We start from the raw sequence: 18179 nt of genomic DNA, 5'->3' as shown, positions 1-18179 counted from the left end.
TTCTTCGTCAGAACCGTCGTGATCGCTGCCGTCAGCGTCGTCTTGCCGTGGTCGACGTGACCGATCGTACCAACGTTCACGTGCGGCTTGGTCCGCTCGAATTTACCTTTTGCCATGATTCTCTTCTTTCAAAAATAATCGATTGTGATAACGAATTACTTCGACTTCGCGCTGATGATCGCTTCAGCAACGTTGCGCGGAGCTTCAGCGTAGTGCTTGAACTCCATCGTGTACGTTGCACGACCTTGCGTCAGCGAACGCAGCGACGTCGAGTAACCGAACATTTCCGACAGCGGCACTTCGGCGCGAACGATCTTGCCGCCGCCAACCATGTCTTCCATGCCCTGGACGATGCCGCGACGACCCGACAGGTCGCCCATGACGTTGCCCATGTAGTCTTCCGGCGTCTCGACTTCGACAGCCATCATCGGCTCGAGGACGACCGGGTTCGCCTTGCGCATCGCTTCCTTGAACGCCATCGAACCGGCCATGCGGAACGCATTTTCGTTCGAGTCAACGTCGTGGTACGAACCGAACGTCAGGTGAACCTTCACGTCGACGACCGGGAAGCCAGCCAGCACGCCCGACTTCAGCGTGTCCTGGATACCCTTGTCGACCGCCGGGATGTATTCACGCGGAATCACACCACCCTTGATCTCGTCGAAGAACTCGTAGCCCTTGCCCTGTTCGTTCGGCTCGAGCGTGATGACCGCGTGACCGTACTGGCCGCGACCACCCGACTGCTTGACGAACTTGCCGTCGACGTCCTTCGCCGTCGAACGGATCGTTTCGCGGTATGCAACCTGCGGCTTGCCGACGGTCGCTTCCACGCCGAATTCACGCTTCATCCGGTCGACCAGAATTTCGAGGTGGAGCTCGCCCATGCCCGAAATGATGGTCTGGCCCGACTCTTCGTCGGTCTGCACGCGGAACGACGGGTCTTCCTGCGCCAGGCGGTTCAGCGCGAGGCCCATCTTTTCCTGGTCAGCCTTGGTCTTCGGCTCGACAGCCTGCGAAATCACCGGCTCCGGGAACACCATGCGCTCGAGAACGATCGGGTTTGCCGGATCGCACAGCGTGTCGCCCGTGGTCGCTTCCTTCAGGCCGACCGCAGCGGCGATGTCGCCCGCACGGACTTCCTTGATTTCTTCACGCTGGTTCGCGTGCATCTGCAGAATACGGCCGAGGCGTTCCTTCTTGCCCTTGGTCGAGTTCAGCAGCGTGTCGCCCGAATTGACGACGCCCGAATACACGCGGAAGAAGATCAGCTGGCCGACGAACGGGTCGGTCATGATCTTGAACGCGAGCGACGAGAACTTCTCGTCGTCCGACGCCTTGCGCTCCGCTGCTTCGCCGTTTTCCAGCTCGCCCTTGACCGGCGGGATGTCGACCGGCGACGGCAGGAAGTCGATCACGGCGTCGAGCATACGCTGCACGCCCTTGTTCTTGAACGCGGTACCGCACAGCATCGGCTGGATTTCGCACGCGATCGTACGGTCGCGCAGCGCCTTGACGATGTCGGCTTCCGGCAGATCGCCTTCTTCCAGGTACTTGTTCATCAGGTCTTCGTTGGCTTCAGCAGCCACTTCGACCATCTTTTCGCGCCATTCCTTGCAGGTCTCGGCGAGCTCTGCCGGGATGTCGACGTAGTCGAACTTCGTGCCTTGGGACGCTTCGTCCCAAATGATCGCCTTCATCTTGATCAGGTCGACCACGCCCTTGAAGTTTTCTTCCGAGCCGATCGGCACCACGACCGGAACCGGGTTCGCCTTCAGGCGCAGACGGAGCTGGTCGTAGACCTTGAAGAAGTTCGCGCCGGTACGGTCCATCTTGTTGACGAACGCGAGACGGGGAACCTTGTACTTGTTGGCCTGGCGCCACACCGTTTCCGACTGCGGCTGCACGCCGCCCACTGCGCAGTACACCATGCACGCGCCGTCGAGCACGCGCATCGAGCGCTCCACTTCGATCGTGAAGTCGACGTGGCCCGGGGTGTCGATGATGTTGATGCGGTGTTCCGGATAGTTGCCGCCCATGCCCTTCCAGAAGGCCGTGGTAGCAGCGGACGTGATCGTGATGCCACGCTCCTGTTCCTGCTCCATCCAGTCCATCGTGGCTGCGCCGTCGTGGACTTCACCGATCTTGTGGTTCACACCGGTGTAAAACAGAATGCGCTCGGTCGTCGTCGTTTTGCCGGCGTCGATGTGAGCGCTAATACCGATATTTCGGTAGCGCTCGATAGGAGTCTTGCGAGCCACTTTGATCCTCTACTGGGATGACATGATGCAGCCCTGCTGCATCATGCTTCAACACAAACGGGCGAGGCGCCTGAAAAGCGCACCCGCCCGGAATTTATTTCCGCTAACAGCCCTGACAGGCGCTTAGAAACGGAAATGCGAGAACGCGCGGTTGGCTTCTGCCATGCGGTGAACTTCGTCGCGCTTCTTCATCGCGCCGCCACGGCCTTCGGCCGCTTCGGAGAGTTCACCTGCCAGGCGCAGAGCCATCGACTTCTCGCTGCGCTTCTTCGCAGCCTCGCGCAGCCAGCGCATCGCCAATGCCATACGACGCGACGGGCGCACTTCGACCGGAACCTGATAGTTGGCACCACCAACGCGGCGGCTCTTCACTTCGACCACCGGCTTCACGTTGTTGAGCGCAACCGTGAACACTTCCAGCGGGTCCTTGCCACCCTTGGTCTGGATTTGTTCGAATGCGCCATAAACGATGCGCTCTGCGACCGACTTCTTGCCGGACAGCATCAGCATGTTCATGAACTTGGCTACATCAACGTTGCCGAACTTCGGATCCGGCAACACTTCCCGCTTGGGGACTTCGCGACGACGCGGCATGATTCTTCCTTTACCTGTTCAGTTGGAGCTGTATCCAGCTCCGCGGCCACCAACAAACCCGATCACATCTTCACGACTAACCAGCTTGGCCGGGTGACCACTTACTCGACAGCACCGGCAATCCGGCACTCCCGCCTTGACCGCCCTTGGGCGATCCCTGATCAAAAACTGCTTACTTGGCAGCCTTTGCACGCTTCGCGCCGTACTTCGAGCGCGCTTGCTTACGGTCCTTGACGCCCTGGGTATCCAGCGAGCCGCGAACCATGTGGTAACGCACACCCGGCAAGTCCTTCACACGGCCGCCGCGGATCAGCACAACCGAGTGTTCCTGCAGGTTGTGGCCTTCACCGCCGATGTACGAAATCACTTCGAAGCCGTTCGTCAGACGAACCTTGGCGACCTTACGGAGTGCCGAGTTCGGCTTCTTCGGCGTCGTCGTGTACACACGGGTGCACACGCCGCGACGCTGGGGGCAGTCCTGCAGGGCCGGGCTCTTGCTCTTCGTCGTTTCCGACTGACGGCCTTTGCGAACCAGTTGGTTGATGGTTGGCATTGTTTATTCCTGAAATTGAACAAAATCTGCACATCGATTTCGGGCAAAGCGAGAATCGACGCACAGTTGACTTCCGACACCGGCGAGTTGGACACGAACTTTGGAACGCGACGCGGCCTGCCGATTACCGGAACCCAACATCATATTCCGGAAATACCAACTAAGTCAACGGCTTGCGTGATTTGCCGGCCGCGGCAGCGGTTTACCGGAAGGGTCGGAACACCTGTGTCATGCGGATTCGACAACGTCGATGATCTCGTCGCCGAAGCGTTCGAGCTTGCGCACGCCCATGCCGGGGATATGGCGCAGGTCCTCGATCGTCTCGGGCGCGTTGCGCGCGATCTCGGCGAGTGTGGCGTCGTGGAAGATCACGTAGGCCGGCACGCCGTCGGACTTCGCGGTTTCCGCGCGCCACGCACGCAACGCATCCCAGCGGGCCCGCTCGCGCGCGCCCATGCCGGCCGTCGGGTCGACCCGCGTGCCGCTGCGGCTGGACGACTGGCGCGTGCGCTGCGGCTTCACGTAGCGGCGCAGCGTGACCTTCTCCTCGTTCTTCAGCACCGGCTTCGCGGCCTCGGTCAGCATGAGCGCGCCGAATCCGCCATGGTCGACCGCCAGATAGCCATATGCGACGAGCTGCCGGAAAATCGCGCGCCATTCGGGCTCGGACAGCGCCGCGCCGATCCCGAACGTACTGAGCTGGTCGTGACCGCGCTGCAGCACCTTCTCGGTGCGGCCGCCGCGCAGGATCTCGATCAGATGGCTCGAACCGAAATTGAAGCCGCTCGCGCGCTGCGCGCGGAACACGCACGACAGCGCCATCTGCGCTTCGCGCGTCGCATCCCACGAATCGGGCGGCTCGAGGCAGGTGTCGCAGTTGCCGCACGGCTGGCTCGCCTCGCCGAAGTAGTTCAGCAATCGCACGCGCCGGCACGAGATCGTCTCGCACAGCCCGAGCAGCGCGTCGAGCTTCGACGTCTGGACGCGCTTGTGCGCGTCGTCCGCATCCGACTCGTCGATCATCTTGCGCTGCTGGACGACATCGCCGAGGCCATACGCCATCCACGCGTTCGCCGGCATCCCGTCGCGGCCCGCCCGGCCCGTTTCCTGGTAATAGCCTTCGACGCTCTTCGGCAAATCGAGGTGTGCGACAAAGCGCACGTCCGGCTTGTCGATGCCCATGCCGAACGCGATGGTCGCGCACATCACGACGCCTTCCTCGCGCTGGAACATTTCCTGGTGCTTCTGCCGCACCTCGAACTCCATCCCCGCGTGATACGGCAGCGCCCGCACGCCCTGCGCCTTCAGCCATTCGGCCGTTTCCTCGACCTTGCGGCGCGACAGGCAGTAGACGACGCCCGCGTCGGTCGTGCCGTCCGCGTTCGTATGCTCCGCGCGGATGAAGTCGAGCAGCTGCGCGCGCGCGTTGTCCTTCTCGACGATCCGGTACCGGATGTTCGGGCGATCGAAGCTCGACACGAACACGCGCGCATCGTCGAGCGCGAGGCGATGGATGATCTCGTCGCGCGTGATCGCGTCGGCGGTGGCCGTCAGCGCGATACGCGGCACCGACGGGAAGCGCTCGTGCAACACCGACAACTGAATGTATTCGGGACGGAAGTCGTGACCCCACTGCGAAACGCAGTGCGCCTCGTCGATCGCGAACAGGCCGATCCTCGCGCGTTCGAGCAGCTCGAGGAAGCGCCCCGTCATCAGCCGCTCGGGCGCCACGTACAGCAGATCGATCTCGCCTTCGCGCAGCGCGCGCTCGGTGGCCGCGGCTTCGGCGCCCGACAGCGTCGAGTTCAGATACGCCGCGCGCACGCCGACTTCGCTGAGCGCGGCGACCTGGTCCTGCATCAGCGCGATCAGCGGCGACACGACGATGCCCGCGCCCTGCCCCGCCTCGCGGCGCAGCAGCGCCGGGATCTGGTAGCACAGCGACTTGCCGCCGCCGGTCGGCATCAGCACGAGGCAATCGCCGCCGCCGGCGACGTGTTCGACGATTTCGCCCTGCTGGCCGCGAAATGCGGAATAACCAAAGACTTCGTCGAGGATTTCGAGGGCGCGGGACATGAATGAGAAGGAGGACGGCGGAACGATGACCGCAATTTTAACAACCCGCTCGCGCAGCGCGCGGCGAATCGTGAAACGTTGGCCCATCGGACAGGGTTCGTGCGCGCGCATGACGGGCCTGCGCAACCGTGCGGCAAGCCCGTCATGAACGTGAACGACGGATAAAAAAAACCGCCCGGCGGACCGGGCGGCTTCGATGACAGCGAATACGGCAACGTAAGGCGGCTCGCGCCGCCCATGCTTACTCGGCTGCCGGGTGTTGCGGCTCTTCCGCCGGCGTGCTCGGCGTGCCGAAGTCGAATGCCTCTTCCGCAGCGATCTGGTCGAAACGCTCGCGGTCGGACATCTCCTTCGCCTTGCGCGCCTTGTGGAACGCGAGACCCGTACCGGCCGGGATCAGACGGCCGACGATCACGTTTTCCTTCAGACCGCGCAGATCGTCGCGCTTGCCCATGATCGCCGCTTCGGTCAGCACGCGGGTCGTTTCCTGGAACGATGCCGCCGAGATGAACGAGTCGGTCGACAGCGACGCCTTCGTGATACCGAGGAGCACGTTGTCGTACGAAGCCGGGCGCTTGTCCTCGGCGATCATGCGATCGTTCTCGTCCAGCATGTCGGAACGCTCGACCTGTTCGCCCGGGATGAAGCGCGTATCACCGTTGTCGGTGATCTGCACACGACGCAGCATCTGGCGAACGATCACCTCGATGTGCTTGTCGTTGATCTTCACGCCCTGCAGACGATACACGTCCTGCACTTCGTCGACGATGTAGCGCGACAGCGCCTCGATACCCTGCAGACGCAGGATGTCGTGCGGATCGGCCGGGCCGTCCACGATCATTTCGCCCTTGTTGACGACCTGAGCATCGTGGACCAGCACCTGCTTTTCCTTCGCGATCAGGAACTCGTGCTGATTGCCTTCGAGGTCCGTGATGACGAGACGCTGCTTGCCCTTCGTGTCCTTGCCGAACGACGTCGTACCGGTGACTTCCGCGAGAATGCCGGCATCCTTCGGCGAACGCGCTTCGAACAGTTCCGCCACCCGCGGCAGACCGCCGGTAATGTCACGCGTCTTCTGCGCTTCGGTCGGGATACGTGCAAGCACTTCACCCACCTGCACTTGCTGGCCGTCCTTCACGGTGATCAGTGCGCCGACCTGGAAGCCGATCTGCACAGCGTGTTCCGTGCCCGGGATCTTCACTTCCTCGCCGTTCGCGTCGAGCAGCTTCACCTGCGGACGCACGCTCTTCGAAGCTTGCGAACCACGACGCTTCACGTCGATCACGACCAGCGTCGACAGGCCGGTCACGTCGTCGATCTGCTTCGCGACGGTCACGCCTTCCTCGACGTTCTCGAACTTCACCGTACCACCGTACTCGGTGATGATCGGACGCGTCATCGGATCCCACGTCGCCAGCTGCGTGCCGGCCTTGATCGCCGCGCCGTCGAGCTGCAGCAGCGTCGCGCCGTACGGGATTTTGTGACGTTCGCGCTCGCGGCCGATATCGTCGGTGATCAGCGCCTCGCCCGAACGCGAAATGACGATCTGCTCGCCCTTCGCGTTGGTGACGTAACGCATCGTCGCCGTGAAGCGCACGATACCGTTGCTCTTCGCTTCGACCGACGACGCCACTGCCGCACGCGATGCCGCACCACCGATGTGGAACGTACGCATCGTCAGCTGCGTGCCCGGTTCACCGATCGACTGTGCCGCGATCACGCCGACTGCTTCGCCGACGTTCACGAGCGAGCCGCGGCCCAGGTCACGGCCGTAGCAGGCCGCGCACAGACCGTAACGCGTTTCGCAGGTCAGCGGCGTGCGCACGCGCACTTCGTCGATGCCGAGGCGTTCGATTTCCTCGACCGCCGTTTCGTCGAGCAGCGTGCCCGATTCGTACAGCGTTTCCTGCGTTTCCGGGTTCACGACGTCCGCGACCGCGACGCGGCCGAGGATACGGTCACGCAGCGCTTCGACGACTTCACCGCCTTCGACCAGCGCCTTCATCGCCACGCCGTTCGACGTGCCGCAATCGTCCTCGACCACCACCAGATCCTGCGTAACGTCGACGAGACGACGCGTCAGGTAACCCGAGTTCGCGGTCTTCAGTGCCGTATCAGCCAGACCCTTACGTGCACCGTGGGTCGAGATGAAGTACTGCAACACGTTCAGGCCTTCGCGGAAGTTCGCGGTAATCGGCGTCTCGATAATCGAGCCGTCCGGCTTCGCCATCAGGCCACGCATACCGGCCAGCTGACGAATCTGCACCGCCGAACCCCGGGCGCCCGAGTCGGCCATCATGTAGATCGAGTTGAACGACTCCTGGCGCGTCTCGTTGCCGTCGCGGTCCGTCACCGGCTCCGTCGACAGCTGCTCCATCATCGCCTTGCCGACCGCTTCCGACGTTGCCGACCAGATGTCGACCACGTTGTTGTAGCGTTCCTGCGCGGTGACGAGACCCGACATGTACTGGCGGTCGTACTCCTTCACCTTCTTCGCGGCGTCGCCGACGATCGTTTCCTTCTGCGGCGGCACGAGCATGTCGTCCACGCAGATCGAAATGCCGGCACGCGTCGCGAGACGGAAACCCGACTGCATCAGCTGGTCGGCGAACACGACCGTCGCACGCAGACCGCACTTGCGGAATGCGGTGTTGATCAGGCGCGAGATTTCCTTCTTCTTCAGCGGCTTGTTCAGCACCGAGAACGGCAGGCCGTGCGGCAGGATCTCCGACAGGATCGCGCGACCGACGGTCGTCGCGTACAGCGAGATCTTCGGCACGAATTGCGGCGCGCCTTCGGACGTGTCCTCGTTGCGAACCATTTCGGTGATCCGCACGTTGACGCGCGACGCCAGCTCGACTTCCTTGTTCTCGTACGCGCGGATCACTTCCGACACGCCGGTGAACGACAGGCCTTCGCCCTTCGCGTTGATCGCTTCGCGGGTCGCGTAGTACAGACCCAGCACGATATCCTGCGACGGCACGATCGACGGATCGCCGTTGGCCGGGAACAGCACGTTGTTCGACGCCAGCATCAGCGTACGCGCTTCCATCTGCGCTTCGAGCGACAGCGGCACGTGAACGGCCATCTGGTCACCGTCGAAGTCGGCGTTGAACGCCGCGCAGACGAGCGGGTGCAGCTGGATCGCCTTGCCTTCGATCAGCACGGGCTCGAACGCCTGGATACCGAGACGGTGCAGCGTCGGCGCACGGTTCAGCATCACCGGGTGCTCGCGGATCACCTCTTCGAGGATGTCCCACACCACCGGCGTCTGGTTCTCGACTTCCTTCTTCGCAGCCTTGATGGTCGTCGCGACGCCCATCACTTCCAGCTTGTTGAAGATGAACGGCTTGAACAGTTCGAGCGCCATCAGCTTCGGCAGACCGCACTGGTGCAGCTTCAGCGTCGGGCCGACCACGATGACCGAACGGCCCGAGTAGTCGACGCGCTTGCCCAGCAGGTTCTGACGGAAACGGCCGCCCTTACCCTTGATCATGTCGGCGAGCGACTTCAGCGGACGCTTGTTCGCGCCCGTCATCGCCTTGCCGCGACGACCGTTGTCGAGCAGCGAGTCGACGGCTTCCTGCAGCATCCGCTTTTCGTTGCGGACGATGATTTCAGGCGCCTTCAGCTCGAGCAGACGCTTCAACCGGTTGTTACGGTTGATCACGCGGCGATACAGGTCGTTCAGGTCCGACGTCGCGAAACGGCCGCCGTCCAGCGGCACGAGCGGACGCAGTTCCGGCGGCAGCACCGGCAGCACTTCGAGGATCATCCACTCGGGCTTGATGCCCGAGCGCTGGAATGCCTCGAGGACCTTCAGGCGCTTCGCGTACTTCTTGATCTTCGCTTCCGAGCCGGTGTTCTTCAGCTCGGTGCGCAGCGTCTCGACCTGCTCGTCGATGTTGATCGCGCGCAGCAGTTCACGCACGCCTTCCGCGCCCATCTCGGCACGGAATTCGTCGCCGTATTCCTCGACCTTGTTGTAGTAATCCTCTTCGGTCATGATCTGCCGCGCCTTCAGCGGCGTCATGCCCGGTTCGATCACCACGTACGCTTCGAAGTACAGCACGCGTTCGATGTCGCGCAGCGTCATGTCGAGCACCATGCCCAGACGCGACGGCAGCGACTTCAGGAACCAGATGTGCGCGACCGGCGAGGCCAGCTCGATGTGGCCCATGCGTTCGCGACGCACCTTCGCCAGCGTCACTTCGACGCCGCACTTCTCGCAGATCACGCCGCGGTGCTTCAGACGCTTGTACTTGCCGCACAGGCACTCGTAGTCCTTGATCGGCCCGAAGATCTTCGCGCAGAACAGACCATCGCGTTCCGGCTTGAACGTACGGTAGTTGATGGTCTCCGGCTTCTTCACTTCGCCGAACGACCACGAACGGATCTTGTCCGGCGAGGCCAGACCGATCTTGATCGCGTCGAAAACTTCTTCCTGTTGGACTTGCTTGAATAGATCGAGCAGAGCTTTCATTGCCTTCTCTCCGTAGTCCGATTAATTGCGGTCGAGATCGATATCGATACCGAGCGAGCGGATTTCCTTCACGAGCACGTTGAAGGATTCCGGCATGCCTGCATCGATGACGTGATCGCCCTTGACCAGGTTCTCATAGACCTTGGTCCGGCCGTTCACGTCGTCCGACTTCACCGTCAGCATTTCCTGCAGCACGTAGGACGCGCCGTACGCTTCGAGCGCCCACACTTCCATTTCACCGAAACGCTGGCCACCGAACTGCGCCTTACCACCCAGCGGCTGCTGCGTGACGAGCGAGTACGGGCCGGTCGAACGCGCGTGCATCTTGTCGTCGACCAAGTGGTGCAGCTTCAGGTAGTGCATGTAGCCAAGCGTCACGCGACGTTCGAACATTTCACCCGTGCGGCCGTCGTACAGACGGACCTGGTTCTTCGACGGGTTCATGCCGAGCTGTTCGGCGATGTCGTCCGGGAACGCGAGGTCGAGCATCTTGCCCATTTCTTCCTCGGTCGCACCGTCGAACACCGGCGTCGCGAACGGCACGCCTTCGCGCAGGTTCTTCGCGAGTTCGAGGATCTCGTCGTCGGTGAAGCTTTCCAGATCTTCCTTGCGACCCGAGTCGTTGTAGATCTTCGTCAGGAACGAACGCATTTCCTCGATCTTCGCCTGACGCTGCAGCATTTCGCCGATACGCCAGCCGAGGCCCTTCGCGGCCCAGCCGAGGTGCACTTCCAGAACCTGACCCACGTTCATCCGCGACGGCACGCCGAGCGGGTTCAGCACGACGTCGGCCGGACGGCCGTCGGCCATGTACGGCATGTCTTCGATCGGGACGATCTTCGACACGACACCCTTGTTACCGTGACGGCCTGCCATCTTGTCGCCAGGCTGCAGACGGCGCTTCACCGCGAGGTACACCTTGACCATCTTCAGCACGCCCGGCGGCAGTTCGTCGCCTTGCGTGAGCTTCTTGCGCTTCTCTTCGAACGCGAGGTCGAACTGGTGACGCTTTTCCTCGATCGAGTTCTTGATCGCTTCGAGCTGCGCCGCTGCTTCGTCGTCCGCCAGGCGGATGTCGAACCAGTGGTAGTGGTCGAGGTCTTCCAGGTAAGCCTGGTCGATCTTCGTGCCCTTCGCGAGCTTCTTCGGACCGCCGTTCGCGACCTTGCCCACGAGCATGCGCGCGAGACGCTGGAACGCGTCGCCTTCCACGATGCGCAGCTGGTCGTTCAGGTCGAGACGGTAGCGCTTCAGTTCGTCGTCGATGATCTGTTGCGCACGCTTGTCGCGCTGGATGCCTTCACGCGTGAACACCTGGACGTCGATCACGGTACCGCTCATGCCCGACGGCACGCGCAGCGACGTGTCCTTCACGTCCGATGCCTTCTCGCCGAAGATCGCGCGCAGCAGCTTCTCTTCCGGCGTCAGCTGGGTCTCGCCCTTCGGCGTGACCTTGCCGACCAGCACGTCGCCCGCTTCGACTTCAGCACCGATGTACACGATGCCCGATTCGTCGAGACGGCCGAGCTGGACTTCCGCCAGGTTCGAGATGTCGCGCGTGATTTCTTCCGGCCCGAGCTTCGTGTCGCGTGCAACGACGTTCAGCTCTTCGATGTGGATCGACGTGTAGCGATCGTCGGCGACCACCTTCTCCGAGATCAGGATCGAATCCTCGAAGTTGTAGCCGTTCCACGGCATGAACGCGATCAGCATGTTCTGGCCGAGCGCGAGCTCGCCCAGGTCCGTCGAGGCGCCGTCGGCCAGCACGTCGCCGCGCGAGACCTTGTCGCCCATCTTCACGATCGGACGCTGGTTGATGTTCGTGTTCTGGTTCGAACGCGTGTACTTGATCAGGTTGTAGATGTCGACACCGACTTCACCTGCGACCGCTTCGTCGTCGTTCACGCGAATCACGATACGGCCTGCGTCGACATAGTCGACGACGCCGCCACGGAACGCCTGAACCGTCGTGCCCGAGTCGACCGCGCAGGTGCGCTCGATGCCCGTACCGACGACCGGCTTCTCCGGACGCAGACACGGCACGGCCTGACGCTGCATGTTCGAACCCATCAGTGCACGGTTCGCATCGTCGTGCTCGAGGAACGGGATCAGCGAGGCTGCAACCGACACGATCTGCGACGGCGCGACGTCCATGTACTGGATACGGTCCGGCGTGACCATCATCGTTTCGCCGGCTTCACGCGACGACACGAGTTCGTCGACCAGCTGGCCATTCTCGTCGATCGCGGCGTTCGCCTGAGCGATCATGTAGCGGCCTTCCTCGATCGCCGACAGGTAATCGATCTGGTCGGTCACCTTGCTGTCCACGACCTTGCGGTACGGCGTCTCGAGGAAGCCGTACTCGTTCAGGTGCGCGTACAGTGCGAGCGAGTTGATCAGGCCGATGTTCGGACCTTCCGGCGTTTCGATCGGGCACACGCGGCCATAGTGGGTCGGGTGCACGTCACGAACTTCGAAGCCTGCGCGTTCGCGCGTCAGACCGCCCGGGCCCAGTGCGGAAACACGGCGCTTGTGCGTGATTTCCGACAGCGGGTTGGTCTGGTCCATGAACTGCGACAGCTGCGACGAACCGAAGAACTCGCGAATCGCCGACGAAATCGGCTTCGAGTTGATCAGGTCGTGCGGCATCAGGTTTTCGCTTTCGGCCTGGCCGAGGCGTTCCTTGACCGCGCGCTCGACACGCACGAGACCCGCGCGGAACTGGTTTTCCGCCAGTTCGCCGACACAACGCACGCGGCGGTTGCCGAGGTGGTCGATGTCGTCCACTTCGCCCTTGCCGTTGCGCAGCTCGACGAGGATCTTGATCGTCGCGAGGATGTCGTCGTCCTGCAGCGTCATCGGGCCGGTGATCTCGTCACGGCCGACGCGGCGGTTGAACTTCATGCGGCCGACCTTCGACAGGTCGTACGCTTCTTCGCTGTAGAACAGACGGTTAAACAGTGCCTCGACCGCTTCTTCGGTCGGCGGCTCGCCCGGGCGCATCATGCGGTAGATCGCAATGCGCGCGGCCGTCTTGTCGGTCGTTTCGTCGACACGCAGCGTCGACGAGATGTACGGACCCTGGTCCAGATCGTTCGTGTAGAGCGTCTGGATTTCCTTGATGCCCGCTTCGCGCAGCTTCTCGAGCACGCTTTCCGTGACTTCGTCGTTCGCGCTCGCGATCACTTCGCCGGTGTCGCCGTCGACGACGTTCTTCGCCAGCACGCGGCCGAGCAGATAGTCTTCCGGCACCGAGATGAACTTGGTCTTCGCGGCTTCGAGGTCGCGAATGTGCTTCGCGTTGATCCGCTTGTCCTTCTGGACGATGACCTTGCCGTCGCGATCCGTGATGTCGAAGCGCGCGACTTCACCACGCAGGCGCTCGGGCACGAACTCGAGTTGCGCGCCTTCGTCCATCAGCGTGAAGTTGTCGAACACGAAGAAGTTCGCGAGGATCTGTTCCGGCGTGAGGCCGATGGCCTTCAGCAGGATCGTGACCGGCATCTTGCGGCGACGGTCGACGCGGAAGTACAGGATGTCCTTCGGATCGAATTCGAAGTCGAGCCACGAGCCGCGGTACGGAATGATCCGTGCCGAGAACAGCAGCTTGCCCGAGCTGTGCGTCTTGCCCTTGTCGTGTTCGAAGAACACGCCCGGCGAACGGTGCAGCTGCGAGACGATGACACGCTCGGTGCCGTTGATGACGAACGAGCCCGTCGGCGTCATGAGCGGAATTTCGCCCATGTACACTTCCTGCTCCTTCACTTCCTTGACGACCGGCTTGTTCGGCGATTCCTTGTCGAGGATGACGAGGCGGACCTTCGCGCGCAGCGCGGAGCAGTACGTCAGGCCCCGCTGCTGGCATTCCTTGATGTTGAATGCCGGCGAGGACAACGCATAGCTCACGAACTCGAGGCGCGCGAAACCGTTGTGCGAAACAATGGGAAATACCGATGTGAAGGCGGCCTGCAAACCTTCAGGCTTGCGTTGCGTGCCCGGCACATCGGCTTGCAGAAACGTGCTGAATGATTCAAGCTGGGTGGCCAGCAAGAACGGAACTTGGTGAACGATGGGGCGCTTCGCGAAACTCTTGCGAATGCGCTTCTTCTCGGTGAAGGAATATTGCATACGATCTCCGAATCACGGCGGGTGCTGTCGAGGCGGGATACCTGGACGTTTCTAACCCGAGTGTTCACCGACTGAGACCCGATGGCCGCCCGATGGCTTGAACGAGCCGAGAAGCTTGGTGGTTGGCCGCTACCAACCGCTGGCTGACGGCAGCGGATGCCTGTGTTGCCCGCTACCCGACCAAACTTGCCTTCTGCAGTCGCTTCAGAAGACAAAGAGAAACGCCAATCGTGACCATTGACAACGATTCGGCGGTTTTCTTTGGCTTCTGGGGCCGATTATTCGGGCTCCCAAAAGAGTGCCAGAATAACGTCCCCACAAAGCACAAAAAGGCCGGCGGTGAAAATACCGCCAGCCTTCGCACAGCGCGTCGAAACTTACTTGACTTCGACCTTCGCGCCCGCGTCTTCCAGCTTCTTCTTGGCTTCGTCAGCAGCAGCCTTGTCGACGCCTTCCTTGACAGCCTTCGGTGCGCCGTCAACGACGTCCTTCGCTTCCTTCAGGCCCAGGCCCGTCAGTTCGCGAACTGCCTTGATGACTGCAACCTTGTTGCTGCCTGCTTCAGTCAGGACGACCGTGAATTCGGTCTTCTCTTCTGCAGCAGCAGCAGCGCCGCCGCCTGCCGGGCCAGCGACTGCCACTGCAGCTGCCGACACGCCAAACTTCTCTTCGAACGCCTTGACCAGTTCGTTCAGTTCCAGAACGGTCATCCCTTCGACTGCTGCCAGGATGTCTTCTTTTGCGATTGCCATTTGAAATACTCCTAAATTGAATTCGGATACAGCCAGCGATCAGTGACGCTGATGCATGTTCGCTTACGCAGCTTCTGCTTGCTTCTTCTCGGCCAGCGCGGCGAGAGCACGCGCGAAGCCCGAAACAGGCGATTGCATAACGAACAGCAGCTTCGAGAGCAGTTCTTCGCGGCTCGGGATGCTTGCCAGCGCTTGCACGCCAGCCTTGTCCATCACCTTGCCATCGAACGAACCAGCCTTGATGACCAACTTGTCATTGCCCTTGCTGAAGTCGTTGACGACCTTAGCAGCGGCAATTGCATCTTCAGAGATGCCGTAGATCAACGGACCAGTCATCTGCTCTGCCAGCGGAGCAAACGGCGTACCTTCAACAGCGCGACGCGCCAGCGTGTTCTTCAACACGCGCAGGTACACCTGCTTCTCACGCGCTTGCGCGCGCAGCTTGGTCAGATCGCCAACCGCAATTCCACGATACTCAGCCAGCACAACGGTCTGGGCCTTCGCGACTTGCGCGGCAACCTCAGCGACGACGGCTTGCTTGTCTTCTCTATTAAGCGGCACGGTTAGCCTCCAGAAACGATACGTTCGGTGCGGCCGGCATGGCCGAAACCTCACGCACCTCGTTCAACAACGGCGTCCGACCTCGTTAGGAGTATTTCCACCTCACGCCGTGAATCGCTTCACGACCTGCGGCTTCACCACTGCAAAACTTTTTCGGGTTCGCCATCTGCGTTGGCTTGAATTAAGGGATCGCCTGCCTGCTGCGCCCCACCAACGGTCTTTGATAACCGGTTGCCCGCCCTACTGCACGAACAACCGCCCAAAGCCCATGTAGGCCGCCTCGCGAACGAAGCGGCCCGAATACTTGCTTACTGTGCTGCCAGCGTAGCCTGGTCGACACGCAGGCCAACGCCCATCGTGCTCGACAGAGCGACCTTGCGCAGGTAGACACCCTTGCTCGTTGCCGGCTTCGCCTTCTGCAGCGCTTCGATCAGTGCCGACAGGTTCGAGCGCAGTGCTGCAGCTTCGAACGATGCACGGCCGATGGTCGCGTGGATGATACCGGCCTTGTCGACACGGAATTGCACCTGACCAGCCTTCGCGTTCTTGACTGCCGTCGCGACGTCCGGCGTGACCGTGCCGACCTTCGGGTTCGGCATCAGGCCGCGCGGGCCGAGGATCTGACCGAGCGTACCGACGATACGCATCGTGTCCGGCGAAGCGATCACGATGTCGAAGTCCATCTGGCCAGCCTTGATCTGCTCAGCCAGGTCTTCCATACCGACGATTTCCGCGCCAGCTGCACGTGCTTGCTCGGCCTTCTCGCCTTGCGCGAACACGGCAACGCGAACCGACTTGCCCGTACCTGCCGGCAGAACGACCGAACCACGAACGACCTGGTCCGACTTCTTCGCATCGATGCCGAGCTGGACTGCGACGTCGATCGATTCGTCGAACTTCGCGCTCGCGCATTCCTTCACGAGTGCCAATGCGTCTTCGATCGCGTACAGCTTCTGACGGTCGACCTTGGCGGCAAATGCCTGACGGCGCTTGGAGATCTTAGCCATTTACACGCCCTCCACAGTGATGCCCATCGAGCGTGCGCTACCAGCGATGGTGCGAACGGCTGCGTCCAGATCAGCTGCCGTAAGGTCCGGCATCTTGGTCTTCGCGATTTCTTCGGCTTGAGCGCGCGTGATCGAACCGACCTTGTCGGTGTGCGGCTTGCTCGAGCCCTTGTCCACCTTCGCCGCCTTCTTGATCAGGACGGTCGCCGGCGGCGTCTTCATCACGAACGTGAAGCTCTTGTCAGCGAATGCCGTGATGACCACCGGCACCGGCAGACCCGGCTCCATACCTTGAGTCTGCGCGTTGAACGCCTTGCAGAACTCCATGATGTTCAGGCCGCGCTGGCCCAGTGCCGGACCGACCGGCGGCGACGGGTTGGCTTTACCTGCAGGAATCTGCAGCTTGATAAAGCCGACAATCTTCTTTGCCATTTGTAAACCTCGTTGGAACGCCAGGGGGCGTTCGGTGAGTGATAACGCGCGTTCGCCGCTGGCTACTGACGCTCCTCAACGGCCATAACGCGGGCCGTAAGCGCGAAGGTGGGCAGCCAAGGCTGCCCACCGAATGGGGATCAAACTTTTTCGACCTGACCGAACTCGAGTTCGACCGGGGTGGAGCGGCCAAAGATGGTGACCGACACACGCACGCGCGATTTTTCGTAGTTGACTTCCTCGACCGTGCCGTTGAAGTCCGTGAACGGGCCTTCCTTGACACGCACCATCTCGCCAACTTCGAACAGGGTCTTCGGGCGCGGCTTCTCGACGCCTTCCTGCATCTGCGACATGATCTTTTCGACTTCCTTCGGGGAAATCGGAGTCGGGCGGTTACGCGCACCGCCGACGAAACCGGTGACCTTCGCCGTATTCTTCACGAGGTGCCACGTTTCGTCCGTCATTTCCATTTCCACCAGCACGTAGCCGGGGAAGAAACGACGCTCGGTCACTGCCTTGTGGCCGCCTTTGACTTCGACCACTTCTTCGGTCGGAACCAGGATCTGGCCGAATTTGTCCTGCATGCCAGCACGTTCGATGCGCTCTTGAAGCGCGCGTTGCACGCTCTTCTCCATACCGGAGTAGGCGTGCACGACGTACCAACGCTTTCCGCTCGGGGATGCCGGAGTATCGCTCATATCATTTCCATCCCAGAATCGCCGAGAAAATCACCCACTCGATCGATTTGTCGCTCAACCAGAGAAAAATCGCCATCACGAGCACGAAGCCGAACACGACGAGCGTGGTTTGCGTTGCTTCCTTGCGGGTCGGCCAAACGACCTTGCGGACTTCCTTGTACGAATCCTTGGCAAACGCGATAAGGCCCCTGCCGGGCGCGGACATCAGACCGACGGCCACGCCGGCGATGATACCTACCGCCAATGCGGCACCGCGGACATACCACTGCTGGTTGGCCAGCCAGAAGAAGCCCACGAATCCGGCCAAGACCAACAATACGCCCAGGGCCAGCATCAGCTTATCGCCGGAGGTATTTACAGTTTCGACGGATGGATTCGCCATAACACCTTAAAACAAATGCCACGTGGGACCACGTGGCGATTTTTGGCAGGGGCAGAGGGAATCGAACCCCCAACCTTCGGTTTTGGAGACCGACGCTCTGCCAGTTGAGCTATACCCCTAAACCATGTTGGGGCCGGCTGATGCCAGCCCCAAAACTGTCGATCAACGAATAACTGGCTTACTCGATGATCTTGGCGACGACGCCGGCGCCGACGGTACGGCCACCTTCGCGGATTGCGAAGCGCAGACCTTCTT

At 61.6% G+C, this 18179-nt stretch carries 13 protein-coding genes, 1 tRNA gene and 1 pseudogene; all 15 read right to left on the bottom strand.

The window, feature by feature from the left end:
* The coding region (locus SB771_RS33250; protein WP_024163107.1) for a GTP-binding protein at positions 1 to 116 on the bottom strand (116 nt) is incomplete at its 3' end.
* 39 nt (positions 117 to 155) lie between these two features.
* Positions 156 to 2258 (bottom strand): elongation factor G, encoded by a 2103-nt coding sequence (gene fusA / locus SB771_RS33245; protein ID WP_006753598.1) that lies wholly within the window; start codon positions 2256 to 2258, stop codon positions 156 to 158.
* Positions 2259 to 2381: 123 nt separating this feature from the next.
* Positions 2382 to 2852 carry a 30S ribosomal protein S7 gene (gene rpsG, locus SB771_RS33240; protein ID WP_006477195.1) on the bottom strand — a complete coding sequence of 157 codons (471 nt, stop codon included), beginning with the start codon at positions 2850 to 2852 and terminating at the stop codon, positions 2382 to 2384.
* A gap of 172 nt (positions 2853 to 3024) precedes the next feature.
* Positions 3025 to 3405: a 30S ribosomal protein S12 gene (rpsL, locus tag SB771_RS33235; RefSeq protein WP_006400662.1), complete on the bottom strand. Its 381-nt coding sequence runs from the start codon at positions 3403 to 3405 to the stop codon at positions 3025 to 3027.
* A gap of 228 nt (positions 3406 to 3633) precedes the next feature.
* Positions 3634 to 5481, bottom strand: coding sequence for a DNA helicase RecQ (gene recQ, locus SB771_RS33230; RefSeq protein WP_011655758.1), 1848 nt, complete (start codon positions 5479 to 5481; stop codon positions 3634 to 3636).
* A 241-nt stretch (positions 5482 to 5722) separates the two neighbouring features.
* Entirely contained in the window at positions 5723 to 9964 is a 4242-nt protein-coding gene (gene rpoC / locus SB771_RS33225; RefSeq protein ID WP_006753596.1) for a DNA-directed RNA polymerase subunit beta', read from the bottom strand.
* 21 nt (positions 9965 to 9985) lie between these two features.
* Positions 9986 to 14092, bottom strand: a complete 4107-nt coding sequence (rpoB, locus tag SB771_RS33220) for a DNA-directed RNA polymerase subunit beta (RefSeq protein WP_011655757.1) — start codon at positions 14090 to 14092, stop codon at positions 9986 to 9988.
* Positions 14093 to 14469: 377 nt separating this feature from the next.
* Positions 14470 to 14844 (bottom strand): 50S ribosomal protein L7/L12, encoded by a 375-nt coding sequence (gene rplL / locus SB771_RS33215; protein ID WP_006759674.1) that lies wholly within the window; start codon positions 14842 to 14844, stop codon positions 14470 to 14472.
* A gap of 63 nt (positions 14845 to 14907) precedes the next feature.
* Complete coding sequence (gene rplJ, locus SB771_RS33210; RefSeq protein ID WP_006753593.1) at positions 14908 to 15405, bottom strand: 50S ribosomal protein L10; 498 nt, start codon at positions 15403 to 15405, stop codon at positions 14908 to 14910.
* Between the two features lie 308 nt (positions 15406 to 15713).
* A complete protein-coding gene (rplA, locus tag SB771_RS33205; protein WP_006759673.1) occupies positions 15714 to 16412 on the bottom strand; it encodes a 50S ribosomal protein L1 in 699 nt (232 codons plus the stop codon).
* Complete coding sequence (rplK, locus tag SB771_RS33200; protein ID WP_006753591.1) at positions 16413 to 16844, bottom strand: 50S ribosomal protein L11; 432 nt, start codon at positions 16842 to 16844, stop codon at positions 16413 to 16415. It lies immediately after the preceding gene.
* 140 nt (positions 16845 to 16984) lie between these two features.
* Positions 16985 to 17542, bottom strand: coding sequence for a transcription termination/antitermination protein NusG (gene nusG / locus SB771_RS33195; RefSeq protein WP_006400672.1), 558 nt, complete (start codon positions 17540 to 17542; stop codon positions 16985 to 16987).
* 1 nt (position 17543) lies between these two features.
* Positions 17544 to 17924: a preprotein translocase subunit SecE gene (gene secE / locus SB771_RS33190; protein ID WP_175661871.1), complete on the bottom strand. Its 381-nt coding sequence runs from the start codon at positions 17922 to 17924 to the stop codon at positions 17544 to 17546.
* Between the two features lie 43 nt (positions 17925 to 17967).
* Positions 17968 to 18043: transfer RNA gene (locus SB771_RS33185), tRNA-Trp, on the bottom strand.
* A 59-nt stretch (positions 18044 to 18102) separates the two neighbouring features.
* Positions 18103 to 18179: pseudogene (locus SB771_RS33180) on the bottom strand (elongation factor Tu); the annotation flags it as partial.

It is taken from the genome of Burkholderia sp. SIMBA_051 (genome assembly GCF_046534915.1).
In the GTDB taxonomy this organism is placed as follows: domain Bacteria; phylum Pseudomonadota; class Gammaproteobacteria; order Burkholderiales; family Burkholderiaceae; genus Burkholderia; species Burkholderia ambifaria.
The sequence above is the reverse complement of the archived record's forward strand: the minus strand, read 5'-3'. Positions and strand labels throughout refer to the sequence as shown.